The organism is Saccharopolyspora sp. NPDC002376 (genome assembly GCF_053593195.1).
In genome coordinates, this window is sequence record NZ_JBSFBZ010000028.1 from 1 (window position 1) to 24,654 (window position 24,654).

27 protein-coding genes and 3 pseudogenes are annotated in these 24,654 nt (G+C 67.4%); 19 read left to right on the forward strand and 11 right to left on the reverse strand.

What is annotated here, in order from left to right; genetic code table 11:
- Positions 1-116: 116 nt before the first annotated feature.
- Positions 117-608 carry an oxidoreductase C-terminal domain-containing protein gene (locus ACWCO2_RS19545; protein WP_450129242.1) on the forward strand — a complete coding sequence of 164 codons (492 nt, stop codon included), beginning with the start codon at positions 117-119 and terminating at the stop codon, positions 606-608.
- A gap of 175 nt (positions 609-783) precedes the next feature.
- The gene (locus ACWCO2_RS19550; protein ID WP_450129157.1) at positions 784-1,842 is read left to right on the forward strand and encodes an ABC transporter substrate-binding protein; all 1,059 of its coding nucleotides are present in this window, start codon (positions 784-786) and stop codon (positions 1,840-1,842) included.
- A gap of 372 nt (positions 1,843-2,214) precedes the next feature.
- On the opposite strand, the pseudogene ACWCO2_RS19555 reads toward ACWCO2_RS19550, so the two are convergent.
- Positions 2,215-2,771, reverse strand: a pseudogene (locus tag ACWCO2_RS19555) (amino acid ABC transporter ATP-binding protein); the annotation flags it as partial.
- A 174-nt stretch (positions 2,772-2,945) separates the two neighbouring features.
- On the opposite strand from ACWCO2_RS19555, the gene ACWCO2_RS19560 reads away from it, so the two are divergent.
- The 5 genes from ACWCO2_RS19560 to ACWCO2_RS19580 all read left to right on the forward strand — a co-directional run bounded on the left by ACWCO2_RS19560 (position 2,946) and on the right by ACWCO2_RS19580 (position 6,445).
- Positions 2,946-3,899: a LysR family transcriptional regulator gene (locus tag ACWCO2_RS19560; RefSeq protein ID WP_450129158.1), complete on the forward strand. Its 954-nt coding sequence runs from the start codon at positions 2,946-2,948 to the stop codon at positions 3,897-3,899.
- A gap of 217 nt (positions 3,900-4,116) precedes the next feature.
- The gene (locus tag ACWCO2_RS19565) at positions 4,117-4,671 is read left to right on the forward strand and encodes a cysteine dioxygenase (protein WP_450129159.1); all 555 of its coding nucleotides are present in this window, start codon (positions 4,117-4,119) and stop codon (positions 4,669-4,671) included.
- Between the two features lie 79 nt (positions 4,672-4,750).
- Entirely contained in the window at positions 4,751-6,004 is a 1,254-nt protein-coding gene (locus ACWCO2_RS19570) for a pyridoxal phosphate-dependent aminotransferase (protein WP_450129160.1), read from the forward strand.
- A gap of 52 nt (positions 6,005-6,056) precedes the next feature.
- Positions 6,057-6,308 (forward strand): glutaredoxin domain-containing protein, encoded by a 252-nt coding sequence (locus tag ACWCO2_RS19575; RefSeq protein WP_450129161.1) that lies wholly within the window; start codon positions 6,057-6,059, stop codon positions 6,306-6,308.
- Positions 6,305-6,445, forward strand: coding sequence for a hypothetical protein (locus tag ACWCO2_RS19580; RefSeq protein ID WP_450129162.1), 141 nt, complete (start codon positions 6,305-6,307; stop codon positions 6,443-6,445). The genes ACWCO2_RS19575 and ACWCO2_RS19580 overlap by 4 nt, the downstream gene beginning before the upstream one ends.
- A gap of 99 nt (positions 6,446-6,544) precedes the next feature.
- Here the strand turns inward: ACWCO2_RS19580 and ACWCO2_RS19585 are convergent, their stop codons facing one another.
- From ACWCO2_RS19585 to ACWCO2_RS19595, 3 genes and pseudogenes are all read right to left on the reverse strand, one after another.
- Entirely contained in the window at positions 6,545-7,372 is an 828-nt protein-coding gene (locus ACWCO2_RS19585) for a hypothetical protein (RefSeq protein WP_450129163.1), read from the reverse strand.
- The gene (locus ACWCO2_RS19590; RefSeq protein WP_450129164.1) at positions 7,365-8,030 is read right to left on the reverse strand and encodes a CatB-related O-acetyltransferase; all 666 of its coding nucleotides are present in this window, start codon (positions 8,028-8,030) and stop codon (positions 7,365-7,367) included. The genes ACWCO2_RS19585 and ACWCO2_RS19590 overlap by 8 nt, the downstream gene beginning before the upstream one ends.
- 14 nt (positions 8,031-8,044) lie before the next feature.
- A pseudogene (locus tag ACWCO2_RS19595) lies at positions 8,045-8,551 on the reverse strand (ATP-binding cassette domain-containing protein); the annotation flags it as partial.
- 154 nt (positions 8,552-8,705) lie between these two features.
- On the opposite strand from ACWCO2_RS19595, the gene ACWCO2_RS19600 reads away from it, so the two are divergent.
- Positions 8,706-8,966, forward strand: coding sequence for a hypothetical protein (locus ACWCO2_RS19600; RefSeq protein WP_450129165.1), 261 nt, complete (start codon positions 8,706-8,708; stop codon positions 8,964-8,966).
- 183 nt (positions 8,967-9,149) lie between these two features.
- On the opposite strand, the gene ACWCO2_RS19605 is transcribed toward ACWCO2_RS19600, so the two are convergent.
- A complete protein-coding gene (locus ACWCO2_RS19605) occupies positions 9,150-10,808 on the reverse strand; it encodes an aromatic amino acid ammonia-lyase (protein ID WP_450129243.1) in 1,659 nt (552 codons plus the stop codon).
- 17 nt (positions 10,809-10,825) lie between these two features.
- Here ACWCO2_RS19605 and ACWCO2_RS19610 point away from each other — a divergent pair, with 17 nt between their 5' ends.
- From ACWCO2_RS19610 to ACWCO2_RS19630, 5 genes and pseudogenes are all read left to right on the forward strand, one after another.
- Positions 10,826-11,524 carry an IclR family transcriptional regulator gene (locus ACWCO2_RS19610; protein WP_450129166.1) on the forward strand — a complete coding sequence of 233 codons (699 nt, stop codon included), beginning with the start codon at positions 10,826-10,828 and terminating at the stop codon, positions 11,522-11,524.
- Positions 11,521-11,820, forward strand: a complete 300-nt coding sequence (locus ACWCO2_RS19615; RefSeq protein WP_450129167.1) for a hypothetical protein — start codon at positions 11,521-11,523, stop codon at positions 11,818-11,820. Before ACWCO2_RS19610 ends, ACWCO2_RS19615 begins: the two co-directional genes overlap by 4 nt.
- A 47-nt stretch (positions 11,821-11,867) precedes the next feature.
- On the forward strand, positions 11,868-12,083 hold the full coding sequence (locus ACWCO2_RS19620) for a hypothetical protein (protein ID WP_450129168.1): 216 nt from the start codon (positions 11,868-11,870) through the stop codon (positions 12,081-12,083).
- Positions 12,084-12,297: 214 nt separating this feature from the next.
- The gene (locus ACWCO2_RS19625; RefSeq protein WP_450129169.1) at positions 12,298-13,635 is read left to right on the forward strand and encodes an MFS transporter; all 1,338 of its coding nucleotides are present in this window, start codon (positions 12,298-12,300) and stop codon (positions 13,633-13,635) included.
- Between the two features lie 345 nt (positions 13,636-13,980).
- Positions 13,981-14,100: pseudogene (locus tag ACWCO2_RS19630) on the forward strand (ISAs1 family transposase); the annotation flags it as partial.
- A gap of 217 nt (positions 14,101-14,317) precedes the next feature.
- Here the strand turns inward: ACWCO2_RS19630 and ACWCO2_RS19635 are convergent.
- A complete protein-coding gene (locus ACWCO2_RS19635; RefSeq protein ID WP_450129170.1) occupies positions 14,318-15,064 on the reverse strand; it encodes a LuxR C-terminal-related transcriptional regulator in 747 nt (248 codons plus the stop codon).
- 196 nt (positions 15,065-15,260) lie between these two features.
- The gene (locus tag ACWCO2_RS19640) at positions 15,261-16,364 is read right to left on the reverse strand and encodes a cytochrome b/b6 domain-containing protein (protein ID WP_450129171.1); all 1,104 of its coding nucleotides are present in this window, start codon (positions 16,362-16,364) and stop codon (positions 15,261-15,263) included.
- A gap of 339 nt (positions 16,365-16,703) precedes the next feature.
- Here ACWCO2_RS19640 and ACWCO2_RS19645 point away from each other — a divergent pair, with 339 nt between their 5' ends.
- Positions 16,704-18,191 (forward strand): S53 family peptidase, encoded by a 1,488-nt coding sequence (locus ACWCO2_RS19645; RefSeq protein ID WP_450129172.1) that lies wholly within the window; start codon positions 16,704-16,706, stop codon positions 18,189-18,191.
- A gap of 241 nt (positions 18,192-18,432) precedes the next feature.
- Here ACWCO2_RS19645 and ACWCO2_RS19650 read toward each other — a convergent pair whose 3' ends face one another.
- Positions 18,433-18,573, reverse strand: a complete 141-nt coding sequence (locus ACWCO2_RS19650) for a hypothetical protein (protein ID WP_450129173.1) — start codon at positions 18,571-18,573, stop codon at positions 18,433-18,435.
- 5 nt (positions 18,574-18,578) lie between these two features.
- On the opposite strand from ACWCO2_RS19650, the gene ACWCO2_RS19655 reads away from it, so the two are divergent.
- Positions 18,579-18,809, forward strand: coding sequence for a hypothetical protein (locus ACWCO2_RS19655; RefSeq protein ID WP_450129174.1), 231 nt, complete (start codon positions 18,579-18,581; stop codon positions 18,807-18,809).
- Positions 18,810-18,895: 86 nt separating this feature from the next.
- On the opposite strand, the gene ACWCO2_RS19660 is transcribed toward ACWCO2_RS19655, so the two are convergent.
- Genes ACWCO2_RS19660 through ACWCO2_RS19670 form a run of 3 tightly spaced genes read right to left on the reverse strand, consistent with a single transcriptional unit; the run spans position 18,896 to position 21,649 of the window.
- Positions 18,896-20,059: an FAD binding domain-containing protein gene (locus ACWCO2_RS19660; protein ID WP_450129175.1), complete on the reverse strand. Its 1,164-nt coding sequence runs from the start codon at positions 20,057-20,059 to the stop codon at positions 18,896-18,898.
- 15 nt (positions 20,060-20,074) lie between these two features.
- Positions 20,075-20,746, reverse strand: coding sequence for a hydrolase (locus ACWCO2_RS19665; protein WP_450129176.1), 672 nt, complete (start codon positions 20,744-20,746; stop codon positions 20,075-20,077).
- Between the two features lie 45 nt (positions 20,747-20,791).
- On the reverse strand, positions 20,792-21,649 hold the full coding sequence (locus ACWCO2_RS19670; protein ID WP_450129177.1) for an NAD(P)-dependent oxidoreductase: 858 nt from the start codon (positions 21,647-21,649) through the stop codon (positions 20,792-20,794).
- 224 nt (positions 21,650-21,873) lie between these two features.
- Here ACWCO2_RS19670 and ACWCO2_RS19675 point away from each other — a divergent pair, with 224 nt between their 5' ends.
- From ACWCO2_RS19675 to ppk2, 4 genes are all read left to right on the forward strand, one after another.
- Positions 21,874-22,161 (forward strand): hypothetical protein, encoded by a 288-nt coding sequence (locus tag ACWCO2_RS19675; protein ID WP_450129178.1) that lies wholly within the window; start codon positions 21,874-21,876, stop codon positions 22,159-22,161.
- Positions 22,162-22,605: 444 nt separating this feature from the next.
- Positions 22,606-22,854, forward strand: coding sequence for an SHOCT domain-containing protein (locus ACWCO2_RS19680; RefSeq protein WP_450129244.1), 249 nt, complete (start codon positions 22,606-22,608; stop codon positions 22,852-22,854).
- Between the two features lie 46 nt (positions 22,855-22,900).
- Positions 22,901-23,725 carry a universal stress protein gene (locus ACWCO2_RS19685; RefSeq protein ID WP_450129179.1) on the forward strand — a complete coding sequence of 275 codons (825 nt, stop codon included), beginning with the start codon at positions 22,901-22,903 and terminating at the stop codon, positions 23,723-23,725.
- A 53-nt stretch (positions 23,726-23,778) separates the two neighbouring features.
- A complete protein-coding gene (gene ppk2 / locus ACWCO2_RS19690; protein ID WP_450129180.1) occupies positions 23,779-24,597 on the forward strand; it encodes a polyphosphate kinase 2 in 819 nt (272 codons plus the stop codon).
- Positions 24,598-24,654: the final 57 nt, after the last annotated feature.

Consider the following 24,654-nt stretch of genomic DNA (forward strand, 5'->3'; position numbering starts at 1 on the left):
AGCACGGTGCTGCCCAGCAGCAGTTCGCCTTCGTCGATGCGGCGTTTCGGGTGCGGCTCGAAGCGGGCGGGGTCGACGGCGGATCGGGCGCTGGTGGTGTCGCGGACCTCGTGGTCGTGGGGATCGGCTCAGCGCCGTCGACTGAACTGGCCGAACGAGCCGGGCTGGTGGTGGAGGACGGGGTCGTGGTCGACTCCCGGCTGCGAACCTCCGACCCGCACGTGAGCGGAATCGGCGACTGCGTGCGGTTTCCGCTCGGTGACCGGCTGGAGCGGCTCACCTCGGTCCAGCACGCCATGGACTCGGCCCGGCACGTGGCCGAGCAGATCGTCGGCCAGGACGCGCCGTATCGGCCCGTCCCGTGGTTCTGGACCGACCAGGCCGGGGTGAAGGTGCAGATGGCAGGTGCCCCGCGGGCCGACCACGACCGCACCGAGGTCACGACAGGGCCGGCGGACGGGCGGTTCGCGATCCGGCACTACCACGGCGACCGGTTCGTCGGTGGAGCTGCGGTGGCGATGCCGGCCGAGCACGTGAAGATGCGCCGGGAGTTGGCGGCTGAGCTCGCGCTGTCGAGGTCTCCGGTGATCGGCAAAGCCGGGGCATGAGCACGTGGGCGGCTGACCGACCCGCTTCAACACCACCGAACGAACAGCCACGAGGCGGACGATCTCCGGTCGGATGACCGTGCCAAAGAGAGGTAGAGCCATGCACAACCGATCCAGCGATTCGACTGATTCCCAGTTAGATCTAGCCCGGACCAGCCGCCGCACCGTGCTCCGGATGGCCGGAGCATCGGTTCTCGCAGCCGGTGCGGGTGCCCTTCTCAGCGCGTGCGGAGACGGTTCGTCGGGTTCGTCCGCCACCGGCACCGCCGCGGGCGCTGCGCCGCAGCCGACGCCTTTCCGCGTCGCCACGGCACCGGGCGACAACTACTTCCTCGACGCGGTCAACCTCGACCAGCAGCACTACGGCAAGTACAACCTGGAAGTGCCGAAGTTCCTGCACCCCTCCAGCGGTGTCCAGGGGATGCAGCTGCAGACAGCCGGCCAAATCGACGGACAGATGCAGGACACGCTGCTCGTGATGACGACCTTCGCCAACTCCAGGGCAGGGGACCGGCCCGTCATCATCGGCATGCGCATCCCCGAAACGACCTACTCGATCGTCGTCAACAAGGGGAAGTGGCCATCCGAGTCGGCGAGTTTCGCCGACAAGATGGCGTCCTTGAAGGGCAAGACCGTCGGCGTCACAGCGATCGGCGCCGGGGCCGACAAGCAACTCCGGCTGGCCCTGAAGCAGGCGGGAATGTCCGATGGCGACGTCACTCCGCTCGCCGTCGGGCAGACCACCCCGGCCATTGCCCAGATGAGCGCCGGGAAGATCGACGCCTACGTCGGCATCACGTTCGCCACCGCGCGCCTGATGGCCGAGCAGACCGGCGGCAAGGTACTCATCGACTTCAACGCCAGCGGCGTTCCAGATCTGCTCAGCAAGCAACAGGTCGATGTGCTCATCGCCCGCGAAGACTACGCGAAGTCGAACGCGGACGCGTGCAAGGCGTGGCTCGCTGCGCAGTGGGAAGCGAAGGACTGGATCTTGGCCAACCGGGATGAAGCTGCCGATCTGCTGAACTCCGACAGCTTCGACGGACGAGGCTTGGACGTCTCGAAGCAGTACATCCAGCACTTCGCCGAGGCCGTCGTACCGAAACTGCAGCCGCAGTGGAAGGTTACGAGGGACGCGATCGATCTGATGATCGAGGTCGCGGTGCAGACCGGCGCCGTCAAGCAGGGTCAGGTCAGCTACGAGACCCTGGTCGCCGATTTCGCACGAGCGTGATCGCGTGAACGCGGCTGACGGCCTGCACGACCTGGACGGAGCCCAGAGCCGACCAGGTCGTTGATCCCAATTCGTTCTGCGTGGCGGTGCGGGTTGTGAGCGTGGTTGATAGCTGCTTGCTTGCGAGTTTTGGGAACCCTGCCCGAGCCATGCCACGTGGACGGTGACCGGCCTCGTCGATCCGGCTGCGTGGACGTCGGACCTCGCACCATCCCATCTCGACGAGGCATGTCGTGTCATCAGGAGGCATTCAGGGTTGTTCTGACGCTGCCATAGGATGAGCCGATTAGTCCTGTGGTATTTGGATTTTATTACAAACTGTCTCTTGTGGACAGAGTTGAGAAGCAGTATCGGCTGGTTCATCGGATGCGCGCGGTGGCGGCGATGGCAAGGGCTGCCCAGAACCTCGTGTGGTGGGCCTCCTCGACGACGACGCCGCCATCCATGAAGACGACGCGGTCAGCGACGTCGCGTGCGAAGCCCGTCTCGTGCGTCACGACCATCATCGTCATCCCGTCGTCGGCGAGGCCGCGCATCACCCGCAGTACCTCGCCGACGAGTTCGGGGTCGAGTGCGCTGGTCGGCTCGTCGAACAACATCAGCTCTGGCCCCATGGCGAGCGCCCTGGCGATGGCGACTCGCTGCTGCTGGCCACCGGACAGTTGCGCGGGATAGCTGAGTTCCTTTTCCGCCAGGCCGACCCGGGCCAGGTTCTCCCGAGCGATGCGAACCGATTCGGCCTCCCCGCGCTTGAGCACCTTGCGTTGGGCGATGGTCAGGTTCTTCAACACGTTCAGGTGCGGGAAGAGGTTGAAATCCTGGTACACCATGCCGATCCGGCGGCGCACCTGGTCGGTGTACACGTCGGTATCGGTGATGTCGACGCCGCCGACGAGCACCCGCCCACTGCTCGGCTCATCCAGCAGGTGTTCTCAGGGAGCGCGAACCGGTCCTGACCGGTGTATGGCGAAAGAGATGCAGCGGCGGGAGGGATCGGCGCCGTCCATCGGTACGAGTGGGTTGTGCAACGATCGCGCAGGATCCGGATCGAAGTCCAGACATGACTTATTTACACCTCTCAAAGAAATGCTTATGGTTCGGAGATGTTCGACTTGAGGCATGTCCGGGCGTTCGACGAGGTCGTGCGCACCGGCTCCTTCGCCGCAGCGGCAAGGAATCTCGGTTACACGCAGCCGGCGATCAGTCAGCAGATGAAGGGACTTGAGCGCTCGGTGGGCACACCGCTGTTCGTGCGGGCGGGCCGGGGGCTTCGGCTCACCGAGGCTGGCGAGGTTCTCGCGCGCCACGCGGCAGGCATCCTCGGATCGATCTCTTCCGCGCAGAACCAGATGACCGCCATCACCCGCTTGAAGGCCGGCCGCATCCGGATCTGCGCGTTCCCCAGCGCGAGTGCGACGCTGATCCCGCCGGCCGTGGCGTCGATCAAGGCTCGTCATCCTGGAATCCGAATCGAGTTGCTGGAGGGCGAGCCGCCGGCGTCGGTCGACACCGTGCGGCGCGGGGAATGCGACATCGCGCTGGCCTTCAGCTACGAGGCCACGAGTGAGCAGTCCGAATCGGACGACCTGTTCACGCTCGAACTTCTCGACGATCCGCTGATCGTCCTGCTGCCGCGCGAACATCCGCTGGCCCGACGCCGATCGGTCGAGCTGGTCCAACTCGCCGAGGAACGCTGGATCGCCGGTTGCGTGCGCTGCCGGAGCCACTTCGTCCGGTCCTGTGCGGCGGCCGGTTTCGAACCCGACATCGATTTCACCACCGACGACAACCTCGCGGTGCAGAGTCTGGTGGCCGCCGGGATGGGCATCGCGGTGATGCCGAGCATGGTGCAGTCGTTCATCCGTCACCCGAAGATCGTCAGCCGACCGGTGATTCCTGCGGACTCCCGGACCGTTGCGGCATACACGCTGTCCGGTCACGAGAATGTCCCGGTCACCCGGCTGATGCTGGAGGCGTTGCAGCAAGCCGCCGATGAGATGCAGGGGATGGGTGAACGCTGGAACACAGCTCGCGCGTTCCCCAGACATAAGCGGTAGCCGCTACGACGGCAAGAATCTCGAAGTAGACCGCAAGGGTTGTTGCCCGGCAGGCTCATGTCCATGACACAGCTGCACGGGTTCGAAACCCTCGCGATCCACGCCGGACAGGAACCGGACTCGGGCACCGGTGCGGTGGTGCCGCCGATCTGACGCTCCTCGTTGGCCTCGGCGCAGCCCCTCGTTATGTCCATCGCACCTTTTGATCGGAGAACCGATGACCTCCGCCTCTGCCATGCACCGCACGCCGCTTCTCGCCGAACTCGTCTCCACGGTGCGTGATGTCGTGCGTCTCGAGCGGCCACCCGCCGAGTCTGCGCAACTCGTGGCCAGGCAGCTCGAACCCTTCCTGGCACGGCCGAATCTGCTACCGGCCGAGTACCGCGCGGGCGACCCGGAGCGGTACCGACAGCACATCGTGCACGCCGAGCCGGACGGCAGCTTCTCCGTCGTAGCACTGGTCTGGCAACCCGGACAACAGACCCCCATCCACGATCACGTCGCCTGGTGCGTCACCGGCGTCTACGAGGGCGCGGAGACCGAGCGGCGATACGAACTGCGCGGGCAGGGCACCACCGCCCGTCTCGTCCCGACCGCCGACGTCATCAACGGAACCGGAACCGCATGCGGCTTCGCCCCGCCCGGCGATATCCACCTGGTTCGCAACGCCGAGGAGTCGACGGTGATCTCGATCCACGTTTACGGCGCCGACATCAGCAAGCTGGGCACGAGCGTGCGCCGGATGTACGACCTTCCCGTGGCGGAGAGCTGATCCGACGCTCCGGCGAATCGGGCACAGCCGCCCGGTCGAACCCCACACCCGCATTTTCCCTTGGATTCCAGGAGAACCCGTGGTTTCGCGCTCAGCGACCCTCGCCCTCAATGACGCGATCAGCGCGCGTCGCGCGGCGGGCGAGGACATCGTCCACCTCGGCTTCGGTGAAGCCGGTCTGCCCGTGCTCCCCGAAGCAGCCGCCGCGCTGGCGGAGGGAGCCGGTGAGAACTCCTACACGCCCGTCGCCGGGACGGTCCGGGCTCGCGAATCCGTCGCCGGATACCTCTCGCGCGGCGGTCTGCCCACCGACGCCGACCAGATCCTGCTCGCCCCGGGCAGCAAACCACTGCTGTACGCCGCACTCGCCGCGCTGCCCGGCGACGTCGTGTTGGCTGCCCCGTCATGGGTCACCTATGCGGCGCAGATCCGGCTGACCGGCAAACGCGCGATCCCAGTACCGATCCCGGCCGCCGCAGGCGGTGTCCCCGATCCCGACCTGCTCGAGTCCGCGCTCGCCACCGCCCGCGTCGACGGTGCCGATCCACGGATCATGATCCTCACCCTCCCGGACAACCCCACCGGAACCGTGGCGAGCACCGAGTTGATCCGCCGGATCTGCGAGCTCGCCGACCGGCATGACCTGACCATCATCAGCGATGAGATCTACCGCGACCTCGCCTATGACCCCACCACTGTGCACAGCCCGGCGACGCTGGTACCGGACCGGACAATCGTCACCGGCGGCCTGAGCAAGACCATGTCGCTTGGCGGCTGGCGCGTCGGTTACCTGCGCACCCCACCCGGACCGACCGGACAGCGCATCGCTGATCGGATCGCCGGAATCGGCAGCGAGCTGTGGTCCTGCCTCGCCGGTCCCATGCAGGCGGCGGCTGCTTACATCTATGCCGCACCACCCGCTGTCACCGGGCACATCGCCGCAAGCCGACGACTGCACGCGGCGGTGGCCCGCGCGACTCATGCGGTGTTCACGAAGGCGGGTGCCGCCTGTCGGGAGCCGCAGGCCGCCTTTTACCTGTATCCCGACCTGGAAGCCCTGCGCCCCGCGCTGGCGGCCCGCAGCATCGAGACGGGAGTCGTGTTCGCCGATCACCTCCTCGACGAACACGGCATCGGCGTGCTCGCCGGCGAACACTTCGGTGACGCACCGCAGAGCCTGCGCTTCCGGGTAGCGACGAGCCTCCTCTACGGGCGGACCACCGACCAGCGCTGGACAGCACTGCGCAGCGACGATCCGGTGTCGCTGCCGTGGATCTCAGGCGCCCTGGACCGGTTGGCCGGCGCCCTCGAAACGCTCGGCACCCACCGCTGATCCGCCCGATGCACAGCGATCCGAACACCGCACGATGACAGGAGAGCCAGATATGAAGACACAAACCGACCAGAGCCCCATTCGTGTCTACGGTCGCTCTGACTGCCCCGACGTCCAGCTTGCACTGCGCGTCCTCGATGACATGAGGCTCACATACGAGTGGATCGACCTTGACCAGGATCCCGGGCGGTGGGACGAGGCCCTCGCCGCAAACGGCAACATCCGCAAGGTTCCGACTGTGATCTTCCCCGGCGGGAACGTCCTCGTCGAACCAGACGAGGAGACCTTGCGCTCCATCCGTTGATCGTGGTGATTGCCGGGCCGGTGGCGGCTGTGCTGGCGCGGCGGCCGGTGTGGCTGCGGATGCAGCGCTACTTCATGGGAACGGTGCTGGTCGGTTTGGCGGTGCGGCTGCTGACCGATCGGACCCGTCCGGCGTGACACCGAGGACCTCCAGCAGGCCGTTGGCGCCGTGCTCGGTGAGTTTCAGCGCACGCCGCTGAGGTCTGCGGACCAGCCAGCCGGTGTCGAGCAGCGCGGTCAGCAACGCTGCGCCCAGCCGCCCGGCGAGGTGGTGGCGCTGCTCGCTCCAGTCCACGCAGAACCGGACAGCGGCCGCCGCGACGGCCCGGTCTGCACGGCTTGCAGGTCCACGCCCAGTGCGGAGAAGACCGGTCCGGCGTGCGGACCGAGGTCGCTGAGCTGCACGGACAGGCCATCGCCGGGGCGGCGGCGGGTGTCGGGGATGCCGTCTTCGGTGGCGAGCGCCCCACGGTCCAGCAGTGCCGCGGTGACCGCGACGCCGAGCCGGCCGGCGAGGTGGTCGTAGCAGCTGCGGGCTTCGCGCACTGCGGCGGCGCGGGTGCCCTGGCGCAGCGGTTCGGTCGGTGCGATGGCGGCGAGGGCTTCCAGCACGGCGGCCACCCGGTCGTCGACGAGCCGGAAGTAGCGGTGCCGCCCGGACCGTTCGGCCTCGATCAGGCCGCCGGCGCAGAGCTTGGCCAGGTGGGCGCTGGCGGCGCTAGCCGACAGCCCGGCTTCCGAGGCGTCGCGGTGTTCGGCGCGGTCGCAGGTTCTCCGGCCGCGCCTGCTGGTTTCGCCGCCGGGCTGCATCATCTGGCCGTGGTCGGGGTGCTGCTGTGGCTGGTGGCGATCACCTTCAGCCCGACCGCGGGCGACTCTGGTCACCAGTCGGGTCGCCGTGCAGCCGACCACGCTCCGGCAGTGCGGTGAAACACTCGTCGCCGGCCAGCAGCCGCCATTCGGCCACCCGCCGTTGCAGTCGGCGTCGCGGTCGGGCGCGGGGGCGCCGCAGGATTCGGTCCACAGCCGCAAGCCGTCGGGGGCGGCGGTGTGGAGTTCAGGCATCGAGCAGTCCTTCCCGGCGGGCCACCGCGGCGAGGTCTTTGGGCTCGCCGGCCATGATGGTGCGCACGTGGGCGGTGATGGTCTCGATGGGCCAGTTCCACCAGGCGATGCGTTGCAGCAGCTCGACGTCGGCGTCGTAGAAGCGGCGGCGTATCTCCCGGGCCGGGTTGCCGCCGGCGATGCCGTAGGCGGGGATGTCGCCGGTGACCACGGCGCCGGTGGCGATGATCGCGCCGTCGCCGATGTGCACGCCGGGCATGATGGTGGCGTCGCGGCCGATCCAGACGTCGTTGCCGACCACGGTGTCGTTCTTGGCGGGCAGGTTGGCGGCGATGTCGAGGGTGGCCTGGGTCCAGTCGCCGCCGAACATGGTGAACGGGTAGGTGGAGCAGCCGATCATGGGGTGGTTGGCGGCGGGCATGATGAACCGCGCGCCGGTGGCCAGCGCACAGAACCGGCCGATGCGCAGCTTCGCGGGCCCGTAGTTGTAGAGCACGTTGCGAGTTTCGAATTCGGCGGCGCCGTCGGGGTCGTCGTAGTAGGTGTACTCGCCGATCTCGATCAGCGGCGAGCTGACCACTGTGGACAGGAAGGCGACGTTGGTCAGCTCCGGCCGGGTGCTGGGATGCACCCGGGTGGGGTCGGGTGTGTCGGGCATGGCCGTGGCTCTCCTCAGGCGTTGTAGCGGCCGTCGTGCAGGTTCAGGGTGGCCCCGTTCCAGCGCTGCCGCAGCCAGCGGTCGTGGCTGGCGACCACGATGGCGCAGGGAGCGGTGTGCAGGGCGTCTTCGAGTTCGCTGACGAGGCTCAGCGACAGGTGGTTGGTGGTTCGTCCAGCAACAACACCGGTGGTGGGTCGGCGAGCAGCAGCGCCAGGGCCAGGCGGCGGTCCTGGCCGACCGAGAGCCCCGACGGGGCGGCTGAGGTCGGCCGGGGGCGAGCAGGCCCAGTTCGCGCAGGTGTCGGGCCGGGCCGGTGGGTGGCGGCGTAGAGCTGCTGCGGGCTCTTGCGGGCTCTTGCGGGCTCTTGCGGGGGCGGCGAAGGCGACGTCCTGTTCGAACAGGCCGACGCGGATGCCTCGGCGGTGCTGCACGCTGCCGGTGTCGGGTGCCAGCCAGCCGGCGGCCAGCTGCAGCAGGGTGGAGTTGCCCGCGCCGTTGCCGCCGGTGACCAGCAGCCGGCCGTGCCGGTGAGGTCGAGTTCGTCGATCCACACGCGTCCGCGCACGCCGGCCTGCCGGATCTGCAGCACCACGTTGCGGAAGCAGATGGTGTTGCAGGCGAGTTGGAACGGGGCGCTACGGCGACTGGTCTTCGGGCGGAAGCTGGCTGGACGTGCTGATGATGCGCGGCCGCAAGGCGAAGACGGAAGACAAGTACAAGCTGCCACCGCTGCCCTGGGGAGCCAGCGTCGACCAACTGCGCAAGCGACTGTTCGCCCTGCACCCTGCCGTCGCGGAGGTCCAGGACGTGGGATACCCGCGGGGCCGACGGATGACGTTCCGCTTCCTGAACCCCTGCATGGGAAGCTTCTTCCCGATCCGCAACCTTCGCCCGAACAACACCTTGGTCCGCTTCGCCGCAAAGCCGGAGTGACCTGTTCACGCAGGTGGATGCCCGTGAGCTTTTGGGTAGCCAGAGCCCGGATCCACCGGAACGCCGCGCTCGCCGAGATCGAGGGCGGCGCCGCCCGGCAACGGCGGCGATGTCGCCGTTGATCCGCACCGACCGCGTCGATCTTCGAAGTCGAAACCAAGACACTGGTGGGGAGAGGTGCTGTCAAGCGACGCCGGATGACGTCGGGGTTCGCGGCGCGCGTGAGTACGTTGTCCGTGGCAGTGCTGGGAGAAGGTCGGCCAGCGCTGGGAGGAGCTCCTCGGCAGCGGCCAGCTCGTTCTCGAGGTCGCGGTCGGAGTGGTTGGCCGTGCGGGAGGTGTTGCCGTCGTGGCATCGCCTCCACGCCTCGGCCAGCAGTGGTGAAGGCAGCCAGGAGGCGTGCTCGCCATGTAGAGCGAGCGCGCGTAGGGCGTGGACGAGTTCACACGCGATCATCGTTCGGTAAGAGTCCACAGTGGTCTCCAATTGCCGTGCGCCCAACGGGGCGAAGCTGGCATCGTCCTCGGTTCCGCGAGACAGCACGACGGTTTCCACACTTACGGGAGCGGCAGCTGCCCGAAGCGCGCCGTAGGCGGATCCGGCCACGTATTCCAGAATCATCGTTCCGGAGGAGCCCGGCGGTCCGGATGCCAGGAACGATGTGAGTTGGGTGTACGACGGGTCGGTCAACGTGCGGATTCGCCCGAGTAGCAGGGGAGCTGATTGGGCGAAAGCGAGGCGCGTCGTGTCCAGTCGCAGCGCCAGGGCCGCCATGTGGGAGCCGCCGTGGTGGACGACAGTGGCCTGCTCGCCGGTGGCAGCCGTGACCAGCAGTGGGTTTTCCTGTGCCGTGGCGGAAAGCGTGGCTACGGTGGCGGTTAGGTCGGCGACCGTGTCGACGACCGCGCCATGCGCTTGCGGGAACACCCGGTATCCGAACGGGTCCTGGATCCTGGCCGCGGACGGGGGAGAGCTGATCAACTCGCGCAGCCACTCGGCGACCAATGCCGTACCGGTGAAGGGAGTGGCGCGCGCGGCCTGCTCCGAGAACGCCTCGGGGTTGCCCCGCACTGCGGTGAAAGACAGGCCCGCGACTACGGTAGCCGCGCGCACCAATGGTTCCAGGTCGGCGAGCGCGAGCGTGATCCTGCCGAGGGTCAGTGCGTTGCTGCTGATGAACGGCAGTGCATCAGGCTCGGGGAAGTCGCTCATCGGCGTCCACGGGCGGCTTGCCGGGCGTTCCCCGATCAGCGTCAGTGCCGTCCCGGCGAGTGCCGCCAGGTCCCCGGTTCCCACCGAACCGTGTTCCCGAACGGTGGGCAACGCGCCCTCGTTCAGCATCTGCTGCAGTCCTTGCGCCGTAGCGGGGGAGACGCCGGAGCCGCCCGCAGCGATCTGATTGAGCCGGATCAGGAGCATCGCGCGGACGGTGTCTGCGGAAAGGCTCGGCCCCGAGGCCGCGGCGTGGCTTCGCAGCAACCGCCTCCCGTGTCCCTGCGCGTCCGATACCCGCACAGTGCGATTGGCACCCACGCCGGTCCCACGGCCGTAGACGGGCCGCCGAACCGCGACCTCCGCGATCTGGTCGTGCGCCGTAGCGATCTTGAGGAGGGCCGCATTCGCGAGGGCGACCTTTTCGCTCTCGCGTGCCACCCGGGCGACTTGATCGCAGTCCAGCACGGACCCGTCCAACGTCAACAAGCGGGATACCTCCAGTCCCTCCGGAGAACAATCGGAAACGAGGCTCTTCCGATCGGGTGAAGAGTATGTCATCCTGCCGTGCAACGGCAATGGGCTTTCACCCCACGAAAACCGTGCCGATTGGAATCCACTAAGCCCCATGTACCGACGGAGCAAAGATGACAGAGCTGGCCAACCGGCCGGTTGAACGGGCGCTGGGCCTCCTCGCGGTCGTCTCCGAGTCCGGTGAGACGACGTTGACCGAGTGCGCTCGCGCGGCAGGACTCGCGCCGAGCACAGCGCTGCGGCTGCTGAGAACCCTGGAACAGACCGGATTCGTCCACCGCACCGATGACGGTGTGTTCCACCCGGGGCACCGGTTGATCCAGCTCGGCGCCCGCGCACTGGGCAACGATTCGCTGGTGTCCTTGACTGAGCCCGCCCTGCGGGCGATCGCTGCGGAGACCGGCGAGTCCGCGTATCTGTGTGCGCGGACGGCGGATGACGGAGTTGTGTACCTTGCCCAAGCCGAAGGCAGCCGGTCGATCCGGCACGTTAGCTGGGTTGGGCACAGCCTTTCGCTGGACGGATCGGCCGCAGGGAAGGCGGTCCGAGGCGATGTGCCCGCTTGTGGCTATTCCGCCACCATTTCCACCATCGAACCCGATGTCATCGCGATCGCCGCACCGATCAGCTCTCCCAAAGGCGTCATCGCCGCGCTGAGCATTGTCGGCCCGTCTTACCGGATCGACGAGGACCGCCAGCGCCAACTGGGCGAGCTGGTACTCGCCGAGGCGCACCGGATTTCCGCGGAACTCGGCGCGGACGAGTCGTCCCGCACCGAAACCGGCCCCGTGGACGAGGAGGACCCAGCATGATCCGTTTCGAGAACGTCATCAAGCGGTGTCGCGATGGCACCACGGCGGTGGAATCACTGGACCTGACCGCCCCGAAGGGCCGGGGCACCGACGCGCAGGGCAGTCTCCAGGCCGCGCAGCAGGCGCGGGTGCACGCCGCTGCCGCCGGCAGCAAGCTGGTTGAGGTGGATGGCCATCACGGCGCGCACCACATCGTCACACCGCAGCCGACTCCGAGCCGGAGTCCGGCGGCAACAAATTCCAGGACGCCATCGACGCCGACCTGCGCAACTTCGCCGACCTACGCGCACAGCTGACCGACGACACGACGCTGCGCACGGTCGCTGCGAGCCGCATAGCGTCGGTGCCGTTGATCGTGGCCGGCTACCGCGTCTCAGCAGCGCAGGCCGCGTCGTTCGCATACCTGACGGCCAAGATCCACCCGGATGTCCGGCTGCTCACCGACTCCGGCAGCGTGTTCGGCGACGCCCTACGCCACGCCCACCGGCGTGGTGCACGGACGCTCGTCCTCGTCGCGTTCCCCCGCTACCCCCGGGAAAGCGCCGCGGCCCTCGAGTGAGCCCGCGCACTGGGTCTGCGCACCCTCCTGATCACGGACCGGCCCGTCTCGGCGCTCACCCCCTACGCCGACGACGCGCTCCACGCGGGCATCGCCTCCGAGCTCGTGTTCGACTCCCACGCCGCAGTCGCTTCCCCGACCGTGGCACTAGTCGAGGCGATGGCCGACGCGCCCGGTGCCCTGGCTAAGAAACGACTGGAAGGTTTCGAAGACTATGCCGCAGACCAAGACCCCTTCCTCCCCGAGTGAAGCGGCAGAAACCGCATTCGATGACGCCCCCCTCAACCGGTTCCACATCCGCATCACGGCGCTGACGTTCGCCGCCAACTACTCCGACGGCTACGAGATCGGCATCATCAGCATCGCCCTGCCGATGATCGCGTCGAGCCTCGGCTTCGGCGCAGTGTGGGTGGGGCTGCTCGGCGCGTCCGCGCTGATCGGGATCTTCCTGGGCAGTACCATCGTCGGCTGGCTGGCGGACAAGATCGGCCGCCAACGACTGTACACACTGGACTTCATACTGATCGCCGTCGCGTCGGCCGCACAGTTCTTCGTGACCGACCCGGTGCAGTTGTTCATCCTGAGACTGCTGATCGGCATCGGGATCGGCGCCGACTACGCACTCGGGCCGACACTCGTCGCGGAGTTCGTGCCTCGCAAGTACCGCGGCGGTTTTCTGGCTTCGCTGACGGTGTTCTGGACGGTCGGGTACGTCACCGCGTTCTTCCTCGGCAACTACTTCGTTTCCTTCGGCGGCGATTCGTGGCGCTGGCTGCTCGCGTCGAGCTGCGTCCCGGCGATCGTCGTGGTGCTGCTGCGGATCGGCGTACCGGAGTCACCACGGTGGCTGCTGACGCAGGGTCGCGTCGACCAGGCGCGCGCCGTCGTACGGCGGCTGAAGGGTGACATCGAGGCGTTCGAGGCGCTGGTGCGCTCCCACCGCGAGGTGCGGCGGGTGCGCTACCGCGAACTGTTCGGCCGGGAGTACTGGCGCAACACGGCATTCGGGACGATCTTCTACAACGCGCAGGTGGTGCCGTACTTCGCGATCTACACGTTCCTGCCGCTGGTGCTGGTGAAGATGGGCGTCAGCGAAGAGGCCACGACCAGCGACGGCCTGCTCAATCTCTTCCTGCTCCTGGGCAGCCTCGGTGGCCTGTGGCTCGTGGCGAAGATGTCGCGGCGCGGCTTGACGATCGGTTCGTTCGTGGTGCTGATCGCGACGTTGGCGCCGATGGCGATCTGGCCGGACGCCCCGACGGCGGTGCTCTTCCCGCTGTTCCTTGTGTTCACGTTCACGATGTCGGCTGCCGTGAACCTCGACCAGGTGTATCCGCCGGAACTGTTCCCGACCGATCTGCGCAGCTCCGGCGTCGGACTGCTCAACGGGCTTAGCCGCATCGGGTCGGCGATCGGCACCTTCCTGCTGCCCCTCAGCCTCGACAGCATCGGCTTCTCGCCGACCATGCTGATCCTCACCGCGGTGCTGGTGATCGGGCTGATCGCCTCGGTGGCATGGGCGCCGGAAACGAAAAACTCCACCATGGACTAACACCCCACGCCGAACCAGGGCCCTGGCAAAGTCGTTTCGCCCCGGCTGCAGGACGGGCACGGCTCTTGTTGATCATGTGAGTGTCTACGTCCATGGTCATGTGAGAGAGCCGTGCCCGCTGCCTCATCCTGCCCGAGTCACGGTGTTCTCGATCGTCTGGCCCCGCTTTCCGGTGGTGGTGCTGACCGGGAACTGGCCGCTGACGAGGTGGCTGATCTGCGGGGATGCTTTGCTGACGTGGATGATCCGCGGATCGGCGGGGCATGCGGCACTCGCTGGTATCGATCCTGGGTATCGCGGCCGTGGCCGTGGCCGCCGGGGCTCGATCGTTCACGGTGATCGCTGCTGGAGGCCATCGACCTCGACGGCGCGGTGGTCACCGCCGATGCCTTGCACACCACCCGGGCGCACGCGCGCTACCTGCATCAGCGCGGGGCCTACTACGTGTTCACCGTCAAGGAGAACAACGACCGCCTCCTTCCCGTGAGGACCGCTGCAGACTCAGACAATCCGTAGTGTCCCTTGCAGAACAGGAGTTTTCACGCATTTCACGGCGGGATCTACATCACTCCACATGAAACACCAGGGTTAGCGCCAGAGCCAAGAATTGGACACTCTCGGGGCTTTTTGGGTCGAGAGGCTACAGTCGTCTACTTGCTTGCAGCGGACTGAACCGCATTGGTCAATGCCACCGACCCGTAGTCACACCGCTCTCCGGAGGAGCCATCGACGCGTTGCCGTCTGGTCCGGACGGGCTCGTCTGTGGCAGTTGCCTCGCGGTCGCGATGCGATGCAACCCCTGTCGCCACGCCCATGCGGCGACATCTGCTCGACCGGGCAAGCCGAGTTTCTCCAGGATGTTGTGCACGTGGTTCTTCACGGTCGCCACGGCGATGCAGAGCCGCCGGGAGATTTGCTGGTTGGACAACCCCTTTTCGAGCAGCACCGCGATTTCTATTTCGCGGGGGCTCAGACTCTTTTCCGCGCCGAGCGGGCGGCACTTGGCAGCGAGTTCGGCGACCCTTCGGCTGAGCGTAGCCGCAACGCGCGGTGAGCAGCGCATTTCCCCTCTCGCGACGCTTTCGATCGTGCACACCATTTCGGGGATCGAGTTGTCGCGCGTCAGATAGCCCGCAGCGCCCGCCTCCGCATAGTCGATGATGTCGGCTTCGCATTCGGACACGCCCAGAGCAACGATCCGAATTCGTGGGTTGCGACGGCGCAGCGCGTTCACAACGTCGGGTCCGTCACGTGCGTCGACGACGTCGAGCAGGAGCACGCCGTCGGATCGCCTGGCCAGGCCTGGCCTCAGCTGTTCAGGGCGAGCGACAGCGGCGACCACGTCGAGTCGAGGTGCGGCACTGCGCAGCGCGAGGACCAGGCTTTCGCGGTAGAACCGGGTTTCGGCCACGATGATGAGAGTGATCATGGTGTGCCCCCAGCGGCACGAAGTCAGCGTTGAGCTGCTCGGGTGAGCAGCTCTCCGGTTGTACCCCGTGGCCGCCCGCCCGAACACCTGGACGGGTTCCTCATTCATTTTACCGAGAATTTCCGTGCTACACACGGCATTCACGCTCTGTCACCCCGGGGACGGTCCTCGGGCCGGAGGGTCGGTGCTGGGGTTCTCAGGACCAGGCACAGCCTGCATCACCGCCGTACCACGCTGGTCGACGAAGCGGGTGAAGAGCTGTTGTGCTGCGCCGAAGATGACTGCCCATGCGACGATTTGGCCAGGCGTGTCGAGAGATGTAAGCCCGGGTACGAACTGCCCGCGCATGAGAAGCAGACCGAGTACCGCGGTCAATGCACCGGTCGGCAACTTGAGGAGCGCGAGCGCGATCGGCACGTTGTAGGCGGTTGCGGCCCCTCTCATCCGGGGCATGGCCGCGGCGGCCGTGATAGCCGCTGCGGCTACAACCGGCAGCTTCGACGACGGCGTAGTCCCACACGCCTGGGCTAGCGCCCGTGGGGCACACTGCAAAGCCCTCGATCAGCCGAGGGGGAGATTGCTGGGAAGTGGAGGGCAGTAGCGGGAAGGATGGAAAGCACAGCTTGACCAGCGGAACTGTGCCGTCGGGGAAGCGGGACAGATAGCCGATCGCGGCGGCGGCCACCACAAGGCCGGCCGTCCACCAATGGACGATTCGAACAAAGCTGCGCACTCGGACGAACTTGCGCTGCCGGACGTCGTAGGCTGCCCGAAGGGCGTCGACGACGATTCGCCGTTCAGACTCGGTGATCTTGGATCTCGGACGCTTTTGCAGAATTTTTTCTACTTCGACTCGACGTCGATCGGTCTTGGGCAGATGTTCTTCGACGAGCACAGCAAGATCGAACAGCATTCCCCGAAGGTCGTCCTGGTTTGCTGCTTGCACTACGAGTAGGCGTGCTGCATTGATTTCGGCCAGCACGCGGTCCATTGCGCTGGCGCGCTGCGGCCACCGCGGCAACCACCATCGTCGTGCATTGAGGATCGCTTGCTCAGCCTTGTTGAGGCAGTCGCTGGCGCCATCGAGTTCTGGGCGGCGGTCACGCATCCCAGTGCGTCTTCTCTGGTACTCCAGGAGCGGTCTCAACTCACGGATGCGCGCCAAGGCCCGCTGACCCCACGGCCACCGCAGCAAAGGTTCCTTCTCCTCGTGCCGCCGCCGAGGCCAACGCCGATCCTTGTTCCGCCAGCGATCAGGCTCTTCCGGCGAGGCGTTTTCGTTGGCTTCCGGCATGTTCACAACGGATTCTCCTGTTGCGACGGTCGCAGCGAGCTCACTGAAGCCGCATCGCCGAGTCGACGGCGACGCTTCCCCCATGGTCCGGCTTCTCGCGCCGGGCGGACCTACCTGGGAGGGTTCAACCTGGATTCAGCCGGAATCATCTCCAGAACCAACTGATGGGAATCTCCACCAGCGGCAATCCAGCAGCCACGGCCGGTCGCGCGAGTGGCACATGAATCCTCGATGGATCCCGAGGTTCATTGCGAGCCGGATGCCGGCATCCCTTACTGGACTCAACCGCAGGGGGTGACCCGGTATGCCCCGGCGGAAGTCAATACGTGACGTGTGAGGAGAACCATGGCTAAGAAGCAGGCTCGGCAGTTGCTCGAAGGCAGCGAACGCAAGGTTCCCGAAGGTGCCCGACGGGTGCGCGATGCCCATCCAGACTCACCGGTCGACGTGACCGTGGTGCTGCGGCGGCGCGAGGAGGCGAGCACGTCGGAGCGCATCAAGGACCGAGCTGAGTTCACCTCCAGGCGGGGGGCGGATCCACAGGACGTCGCGCGCATCGAGGAATTCGCGCACGCGCACGGTCTGGCGGTCACCTCCGTAAACCAGGCGGCACGTTCGATCGGGCTGTCCGGCACCGTCGCCCAGATGAACGCGGCGTTCGACGTCGACCTCGGCCATTACCAGTCAGCGGGAGAAACATTCCGCGGCCGCGAAGGCCGGATCGGTCTCCCCACCGACATCGCGCCAGCCGTGCGGGCAGTGCTGGGCTTGGACAACCGCCAGCAGGCCAAGCCACACATGCGGACGGTGCGGCCGGAGGTCGCCGCGCAGGCGTACGCCCCGCAAGAAGTGGCCAAGCACTACGACTTCCCGACCGATGTCGACGGTTCCGGCCAGACCGTCGCGGTCATCGAGCTCGCCGGCGGGTATGAGCCCGACGACCTGGACACCTACTTCCGCAATCTGAAATTGCGCACACCGCGCATCACGGCGGTCTCGGTCGACGGTGGCCGCAACCTGCCGGGCGTCGACCCCGACGCCGACGGTGAGGTGGCGCTGGACATCGAGGTCATCGGCGCTATCGCACAGGGTTGCGACCTGGCGGTCTACTTCTCCTTCCAGACCACCAACGGCTTCTACAACGCCATCGCGGCAGCGGTGCACGACGCGCAGCGGAACCCTTCGGTCATCTCCATCAGCTGGGGCGGACCAGAACCCGTGTGGACCCCGCAGGCAATGACCGCTTACGACGAACTCTTCGCCGACGCAGCCGCCTTGGGAATCACCGTCTACGCCGCGTCCGGCGACGAGGGCGCCCAGGACGGCCTACCAAGCGGGAAGAACGTGGACTTTCCCGCATCCAGCCCGCACGTCGTCGGATGTGGCGGCACCACGATGACGGCCACGAGCGAAACGGTCTGGAACGAGCTGCCGGGCGGGGGCGCCACCGGCGGTGGTGTGAGCCAACTCTTCTCCCTGCCCACCTATCAGCAGAACGTGGGCGTTCCGGACGGATTCCGGGGGGTGCCGGACGTAGCAGGCGACGCTGACCCATCCACCGGATACCGCGTTCGCGTCAACGGGCAGGACACCGTGATCGGCGGTACCAGTGCGGTCGCCCCGCTGTGGGCCGCGCTCACCGCTCTGATCAACCAGAAGTTGGGACATCCGATCGGCGACCTCCACGACGCGCTTTACGCCAAGAGCGCTGCGAAAGCCTTCAACGACATCACAACGGGCGACAACGACGGCTACGAGGCCGGCCCCGGCTGGGACCCCTGCACCGGACTCGGAACACCAGATGGACGCAAGGTAGCGGCGCTCTTGCGCTGATCCGCTTACTCCAGCAGCGGCCATCCGGTCACCGAGCAGAAACGGTTCCAACAGGTCGGCCGGCCACCGAGACATCGGCCAGCCCACGGTCATATCGGCTGTGCCCGCCGTGACCGGCCACCGCACGACGGGCACAGACCACCAGGCCGCCATGTTGAGCCGTGCTTGCCCCCTCAGGTGGATGGGGTGTAGGACTGCGTGGCGGATGGGGCTGAAGTGGCATTCGACACGGCTGACCGGATCACTTGTCGTCCGGGTTGAGCGCGCGGAATGCGAGTCCTGCGGCGACGTCGGCGACGGCTTGCACCACGACGTAGACCCACAGCGTCGACCAGCCGAACAGGCCGCCGGCCGCAGAGCCAGGTCGCAGTCGCGGCGGCACTGACGGTGAACGACGGGCTGATCAGCGGGGCGAGGATCGGGCTGGTCAACTCCGCTGACAGCCCCGTGCGGGCACGCGCCGCGGAGCGGTCGGTGACCGGCATCGAAATCGGACGGGCTCAGGCGGGCGGCCACCGGCGAACCGACGATTACCCGTTCGCCCGAGCCGGCCGTATCGCCGCACACGAGGACGCGGACCCCCTGGCCGAACCGTTCGCCGACGTCGAGTACGGGTGAGCTGCGGTCCGGCGGCGGTCAAGGAGCACGAACCGCCGTTTTTCGGCCGAGTGCAGGTGCGAGGCAGGTCTGTTCGGGTCGTGTTCTCAAGCACCCAGGAACTGGCGGCCGGTGGTGGTGCCGAGGGAGGAATTCGACGCGAGCCGCATCCCCATGGCCGCCAACGTGACCAGGTGTGCGACACGCTGCGCCTCCCAGTCCTCCAGGCGGCGGGTCGGCAGCTGTTCCGGCGGCGCCCACCCACCCAGCGCGCTGGCGAGGCCGGCGGCATCGCCGAACGCTTTGGACGTTCCCGACGCGGTGTGCGGCCGGACCGTCCCTGCGGCATCGCCCATCAACACCGCGTGGTCGGCGACCATGCGGCGGGGGGCGAGGTCGAGCACGGGCTGCATGAAGACGTGCGACAGCCGAACGAGCGTGGTGAGCTGCGGCGGAAGTGACTCGGTCGCCAAAGCCAGGAGCTCCGTGGTGATCTCCGGAGTCAGCTCGCCCGGCGGGAGGAAATGTGCATATCTTCTGCCGGACCGGCCGGTGAGGAGTCTCGGCAGATTCTCCTCAGCTGTGTTGACGTACCACACCCAATTGACGCGTCGCGCCCCCTCCTCGCGCTCGCCGTTGGGCCCGGGAACCAGGTAGCACAACAGCTGCATACCGCTCGCGCCGAAGAAGGTGAACCGGTCTGGGAGCAGCTCTAGTAGATCGTCGGGCAGCGCGGATTCGGGTTCCAGCCCGCGCCAGGCGACATAGCCGGCGTAGGTGGTCGCCGTGGCGGGATCGAGCAGTGCGCGCGTTGTCGAGCCGATGCCGTCGGCGCCGACCAGGAAGTTGCCGTGTGCGGTATGACCGTTGGCGAAGGTGGCCGCCACGTCGTGGCCTTCCACTCGCACGGCCTCGAGGGGGCTGTCGAGGTGGTAGCACGCGTCAGCGAGCGGCGTGCGCAGTGCGCGGTAGAGAGCGTCCCACGCGGTCATCAGCTGCGGGGCGACGTACCGTCCGGGCTTGTTGTGCAGATGGAGTTGCTGACGCTCGTGCAGTTCCACGCTCACCGAACTCGCGGTTACTCCCAGACGCATCAGCAGCGCCTCGACCTCAGGTTGCATGACGATTCCTGCGCCGCGAGGCTGCATCTCGCCGGGCGAACGTTCGTACACGGCGATCTCCGCGCCGATGGACCGCAGTTCGTGCGCAACCGCCAGACCACCGACCGATCCACCGATGATCAGTGCTGTGAACGTGTTCTTCGCGGGCATGGGGAACACCGGGGGTCAGTGGAAGAGGCTGCCCGTGTCCTGTCCGATCGCCCGCTTGCGGTGGAAGTAGTCGTTGATGATCGAGCGGTAGAGGTCCGCGTCGGGGCGGGCCCAGTTGCGCATGAGTTCGCAGCCGAACGCCAGCGAGGTGATCGGCTGCGCGCCGGCCTGCGACATCCGTTCGATCGCGGTCTCGTGCGTTATCGGGGAAACGCCGCCCACGGCGTCGATGACCGGATAGATCTCGTAGCCCTCGCGCAGCATGTCCAGGGTCGGGAAGGCGAGGCAGACCTCGGTCCACAGCCCGGCCATGACGATCTTCTTGCGTCCCGTCGCTTCGACGGCGGCGCGGAAGTCGGCGTCCTCCCAGGAATTCACCCCGGTGCGATCGATCTCCGCTACGCCGGGGAGCTCGCGGGTGATGGCGGGGACGGTTCCCTTGTTCACCCCCATGCCGACGGCGACGGTGGTCAGCACGGTGGGGATCTCGTAGGCGCGCGCAAGCTTGGCCAGGGTGACGACCCCGAGGTCGATCTCCTCGTGGCTCGCGGAGCCGACGGTGGCGTACTGCCCTTCCTGGTAGTCGATGAGCACGACGGCGCAGTTGCTCGGTGTGAGCAGGTGGTCGGTCCGGGGAGCTCGGACCGGTTCGGGCTCGGTCTTGATGTTCTCGGCCCCAGCGGTCATGACGTGTCCTTCCGGTGTGCGGGCTGGTGAACGTTCGGGCATGGTTCACGCGCCCCGGAAATCGGGCCGGGCCGTGGTGCGGCGGGTCAGGTCGACGAAGTCCGGTTCGAAATCTTCGGTCGCGTTGACGGCCTCCCACAAGCGCCCGGCACCGGCGTGGGAGATCGGCAGCTGCCGCGCCGGGTCTTCGACGGCGGACAGCAACGTGTCGTCGTCCTCCGCGGACCGGCGCAGCGGGCGCGGATTGGTGGTGTCGAGGGCTCGGGTGACGACGGCGGCCATGGGGCCGACCGACATGAGGTCGAGCGCGGTGTCGTAGTCCTGGTCCAGGTAGTCAGCCAGGTCGAGGGCTTCGCGGATGCCCGCTTCGGCGGCCATGATGGCGACGTTGGTGATGAGCTTGTAGGCCACGCCGGAGCCGACGTCGCCGACTCGCCGCGATTTGCCGAGCGCGTCGAGAACCGGGCGGACGCGTTCGAAGGCGTCGTCCGGGGCGCCGACGAGGAAGGTGATGCCGCGCTCGCGCGCGTACTTCACCCCGCCGACGATCGGAGCGTCGAGGACGGTTACCCCGTCCGAGGCCGCATCGACCACGGAGTTCAGCAGTGCCGGAGTCGTGGTGGAGCAGACGAGGACAGCGGACCCGGGCCCGGCGCCGGCGAGTATGCCGTTCTCCCCCAGGTAGGCGGCCGGGATGTCGTCCGACATGACGAGACCGAACGTGACCTCGGCTCCGCTGGCCGCTTCGGCCGCCGTGGACAGGACCGCAGCGCCAGCAGCGGAGGCGCGTTCGCGCTTGACGGGATCGGTGTCGAACACGCGAACCGCATACCCCTGGGATACCAGATGGGGTGCCATCTGCTCGCCCATGTCGCCGAAGCCAATGATCGCAACCGTCTTCATGCGGAGCTCCAGAGTGCCAGGTCGTGGCGTTGGAATGAGCGTACGTCAGAGCCGCAGAGCCGGGGTGGCGCTTCGCCTGCGGTGACCATTTGGTATTCCAGGCTTCGCGCGATCTCGGCACGTACGGCTCACACGACTTTCCTACGAGCCGGAGCGGCCAGCCACTTCGACGTTGCACAGCTGGGGTGCATGCACCTGGGCGTCAGGTGAGCGCTGGATCGGTGGTGAAGGAGACGGTGACCCAGTGGTTCGGATCGCCGATGCGGTGGGTGACGTGGCAGCGGATGTCGTCCCATTCGGACAGCGGTCGTGCGGGAGCAGCCGGGGGTGAGGAAGGCGACCTCGACCTGCCGGGAGCGTCCGGCTTGCGCGACGTAGGCGTGCGAGGTGAGGAAGCCTTCGCGCACCCGGTGCCGGAATCGGTCTCGGACGACGTCGCCGCTCTGCTCGAGCAGTATGGTGCGGCCGGAGCCAGAACCGAAGTGTTCGGCCACCAGAACGCTCCACAGTAGACTTTGACACTGCGGTGGGGTTTGGACGTTGCTGAGCCTGAACGAGGCACTTGACGACTGCTGAGGACCGGGTGTCAGGGCGTCAGTGTCGGTGAGTTCGTCCAGAGCACGCTCCGGGCCGATGGCGATGTCGAGGGACACCTCCCGCTGCGCCAGCAGGGTTTACCTGAGATCAGCCCACCACGGCCCCGGACCGCAGCAGCGTTTCGAGATGCGTGGTGACCGTCGAGCGGGCCAGTCCGGTCATTCGCACCAGCTCCCCGCGCGTGAACCATCCGATCAGGACAGAGGTTTCTGAATAGCCTGCGCGCTGCTGGCGGCTGGTGATCGACTCGGGCTCCCGCTTGGCGGTCCCGGTGACTATCGCCTCTGTGCCGGTTGGGGTGGGTGGTCGAACAGTGGGGGTGTGGCGGCTGGAACTTGCTGCTGTGGGAGGGCATCGTGATGTATTACGGGGGCGGTTGGGGGATTTTGGGGCTGATGGTGATGACGGTGGGCTTCGTGCTGTTCTGGGCGCTCGTGGTCATCGCCATCATCGCTCTGGTGCGTTACCTCCAGCGGACCGGGCGGGCGGATTCCGGTGGTACGCGTGCGGAGGAGGTGTTGGCGGAGCGGTTCGCCCGAGGGGAGATCGACGACGAGGAGTACCGGCGGCGGTTGGAGACGTTGGTCGAGCGCAGACGTCGGACGTGACCGGGAAATGGGCGGTGCCCTGCGGTCGTGCCGGGGAGGGGTGCGCATGCGCCAGTCCAATGTGGTGGGAGTTGACGGTTCGGAGTCGGCGTTGACCGCGGTTCGTTGGGCTGCGGTGGATTCCGCGCTGTACCGGGTGCCACTGCGGCTGATCCACGTCGAGACCGGCTCGGCCGAGTCCACCTCCGCTCCGGCGGAAGATCCGTTGCCCGCGGCGTGCCGGGCTGCGGTTGGGGCCGCCGATGTCGAGGCGATTCCGGAACTGCGGCGTGGCGTTCCGCATGCCGTGCTCGTCGAGGAGTCCGCGCGGGCGCGGCGGGTGGTGGTGGGGATTCGGGGCGTCGGTGAGCGCGTCGGGTTGCCGGTCGGTTCCACCGCTGATGCGGTCGCCATGCGCGCGGAGTGTCCGGTGGTCGTGGTGCGCGGGCCGCTGCCCGAGCCGGGGAAGCCGATCCTGCTCGGAGTCGACGGGTCCAGGGTGGGGCAGGCTGCGGTGACCGTCGCCTTCGCCGAAGCCGCGGCGCGTCGGGTTCCGCTGGTCGCGGTGCACGTGTGGATGGACGTGGAGCCCGAGCCCTGGAAACCGGTCGACGACCGGGTCTGGCCGGTGATCGCCGAGTCCGAGCGGGAGGTGCTCGCCGAACGCCTGGCCGGGTGGCAGGCGGAGCATCCCGACGTCGAGGTGCGACGGGTGGTCGAGCGGGACCGGCCGGTGCGGTACCTGGTCGAGCACGCCAAGACCGCGCAGCTGATTGTGGTGGGTAGCCGGGGCCGGGGCGGGATGACCGGGATGCTGCTCGGCTCGACCAGCCGAGCCTTGCTGCACATCGCGCCGTGCCCGGTGCTCATCGCCAGGAATCCCGCAGCCTGAGAGCCTGTCTTTCGAACTCGTTTTGCACCGCGGTGCAAGTTGTGAAGGTGAGCATGACCGATGGTGAATCGGCTGCGGTGGCGACGAAACGCCTGTCGCGGACGAGCTACGAGCGGGAACTGTTCCGGTTGCAAGCGGAACTGGTGAAGGTGCAGGAGTGGGTTCGGGCGGAAGGTGTGCGCCTGGTCGTGCTCTTCGAAGGTCGGGACGCGGCCGGGAAGGGCAGCACGATCAAGCGCGTCGCACAGTACCTCAACCCGCGGGTGGCGCGGATCGCGGCGTTGCCGGCGCCGACGGAGCGGGAGCGGACGCAATGGTACTTCCAGCGCTACGTCGCCGAGCTGCCCGCCGCCGGTGAGATCGTCCTGTTCGACCGCAGCTGGTACAACCGGGCCGGGGTCGAGCACGTGATGGGCTTCTGCACCGATGAGGAGCACCGCCGGTTCCTGCGGCAGTGCCCGATCTTCGAGCGGATGCTCGTCGAGGACGGGATCGTCCTGCGCAAGTACTGGTTCTCGATCAGCCAGGCCGAGCAGGAGCGGCGCCTGCGCAAGCGGGTGACGGATCCGATGCGGCGGTGGAAGCTCTCCCGGGTGGACCTGGAGTCGGTCGCGCGCTGGGAGCAGTACTCGCGGGCCAGGGATTTGATGCTCGCCGCCACCGACACCGCCGAGGCCCCGTGGTACCTGGTGGAGAGCGAGGACAAGCGGCGCGCCCGGATCAACACGATCGCGCACCTTGTGTCGAGCATCCCCTTCCAGGAGGTGCCGACCCCGGTGCTCGAGCTGCCTCCCCGGCCACCTCCCACCGGCTACCAGCGGCCGTCCCGGGATACGTTCCGCTACGTCCCGGACCACGCCGCTTCGCTCTGAGCGCGTTCGTGACCAACTCCCCTGGTCGGGGCTGGTGGGGGTGCGGGACGGTCCACT

Excerpts from the sequence above, each read along its gene's own strand:
- ACWCO2_RS19550 (WP_450129157.1), top strand. The coding sequence starts at position 784 with ATGGCCGGAGCATCGGTTCTCGCAGCCGGTGCGGGTGCCCTTCTCAGC.
- ACWCO2_RS19560 (WP_450129158.1), top strand. The coding sequence starts at position 2,946 with ATGTTCGACTTGAGGCATGTCCGGGCGTTCGACGAGGTCGTGCGCACC.
- ACWCO2_RS19565 (WP_450129159.1), top strand. The coding sequence starts at position 4,117 with ATGACCTCCGCCTCTGCCATGCACCGCACGCCGCTTCTCGCCGAACTC.
- ACWCO2_RS19575 (WP_450129161.1), top strand. The coding sequence starts at position 6,057 with ATGAAGACACAAACCGACCAGAGCCCCATTCGTGTCTACGGTCGCTCT.
- ACWCO2_RS19585 (WP_450129163.1), bottom strand. The coding sequence starts at position 7,372 with ATGCCTGAACTCCACACCGCCGCCCCCGACGGCTTGCGGCTGTGGACC.
- ACWCO2_RS19590 (WP_450129164.1), bottom strand. The coding sequence starts at position 8,030 with ATGCCCGACACACCCGACCCCACCCGGGTGCATCCCAGCACCCGGCCG.
- ACWCO2_RS19605 (WP_450129243.1), bottom strand. The coding sequence starts at position 10,808 with ATGGGGCTTAGTGGATTCCAATCGGCACGGTTTTCGTGGGGTGAAAGC.
- ACWCO2_RS19610 (WP_450129166.1), top strand. The coding sequence starts at position 10,826 with ATGACAGAGCTGGCCAACCGGCCGGTTGAACGGGCGCTGGGCCTCCTC.
- ACWCO2_RS19615 (WP_450129167.1), top strand. The coding sequence starts at position 11,521 with ATGATCCGTTTCGAGAACGTCATCAAGCGGTGTCGCGATGGCACCACG.
- ACWCO2_RS19625 (WP_450129169.1), top strand. The coding sequence starts at position 12,298 with ATGCCGCAGACCAAGACCCCTTCCTCCCCGAGTGAAGCGGCAGAAACC.
- ACWCO2_RS19635 (WP_450129170.1), bottom strand. The coding sequence starts at position 15,064 with ATGATCACTCTCATCATCGTGGCCGAAACCCGGTTCTACCGCGAAAGC.
- ACWCO2_RS19645 (WP_450129172.1), top strand. The coding sequence starts at position 16,704 with ATGGCTAAGAAGCAGGCTCGGCAGTTGCTCGAAGGCAGCGAACGCAAG.
- ACWCO2_RS19660 (WP_450129175.1), bottom strand. The coding sequence starts at position 20,059 with ATGCCCGCGAAGAACACGTTCACAGCACTGATCATCGGTGGATCGGTC.
- ACWCO2_RS19665 (WP_450129176.1), bottom strand. The coding sequence starts at position 20,746 with ATGACCGCTGGGGCCGAGAACATCAAGACCGAGCCCGAACCGGTCCGA.
- ACWCO2_RS19670 (WP_450129177.1), bottom strand. The coding sequence starts at position 21,649 with ATGAAGACGGTTGCGATCATTGGCTTCGGCGACATGGGCGAGCAGATG.
- ACWCO2_RS19680 (WP_450129244.1), top strand. The coding sequence starts at position 22,606 with ATGTATTACGGGGGCGGTTGGGGGATTTTGGGGCTGATGGTGATGACG.
- ACWCO2_RS19685 (WP_450129179.1), top strand. The coding sequence starts at position 22,901 with ATGCGCCAGTCCAATGTGGTGGGAGTTGACGGTTCGGAGTCGGCGTTG.
- ppk2 (WP_450129180.1), top strand. The coding sequence starts at position 23,779 with ATGACCGATGGTGAATCGGCTGCGGTGGCGACGAAACGCCTGTCGCGG.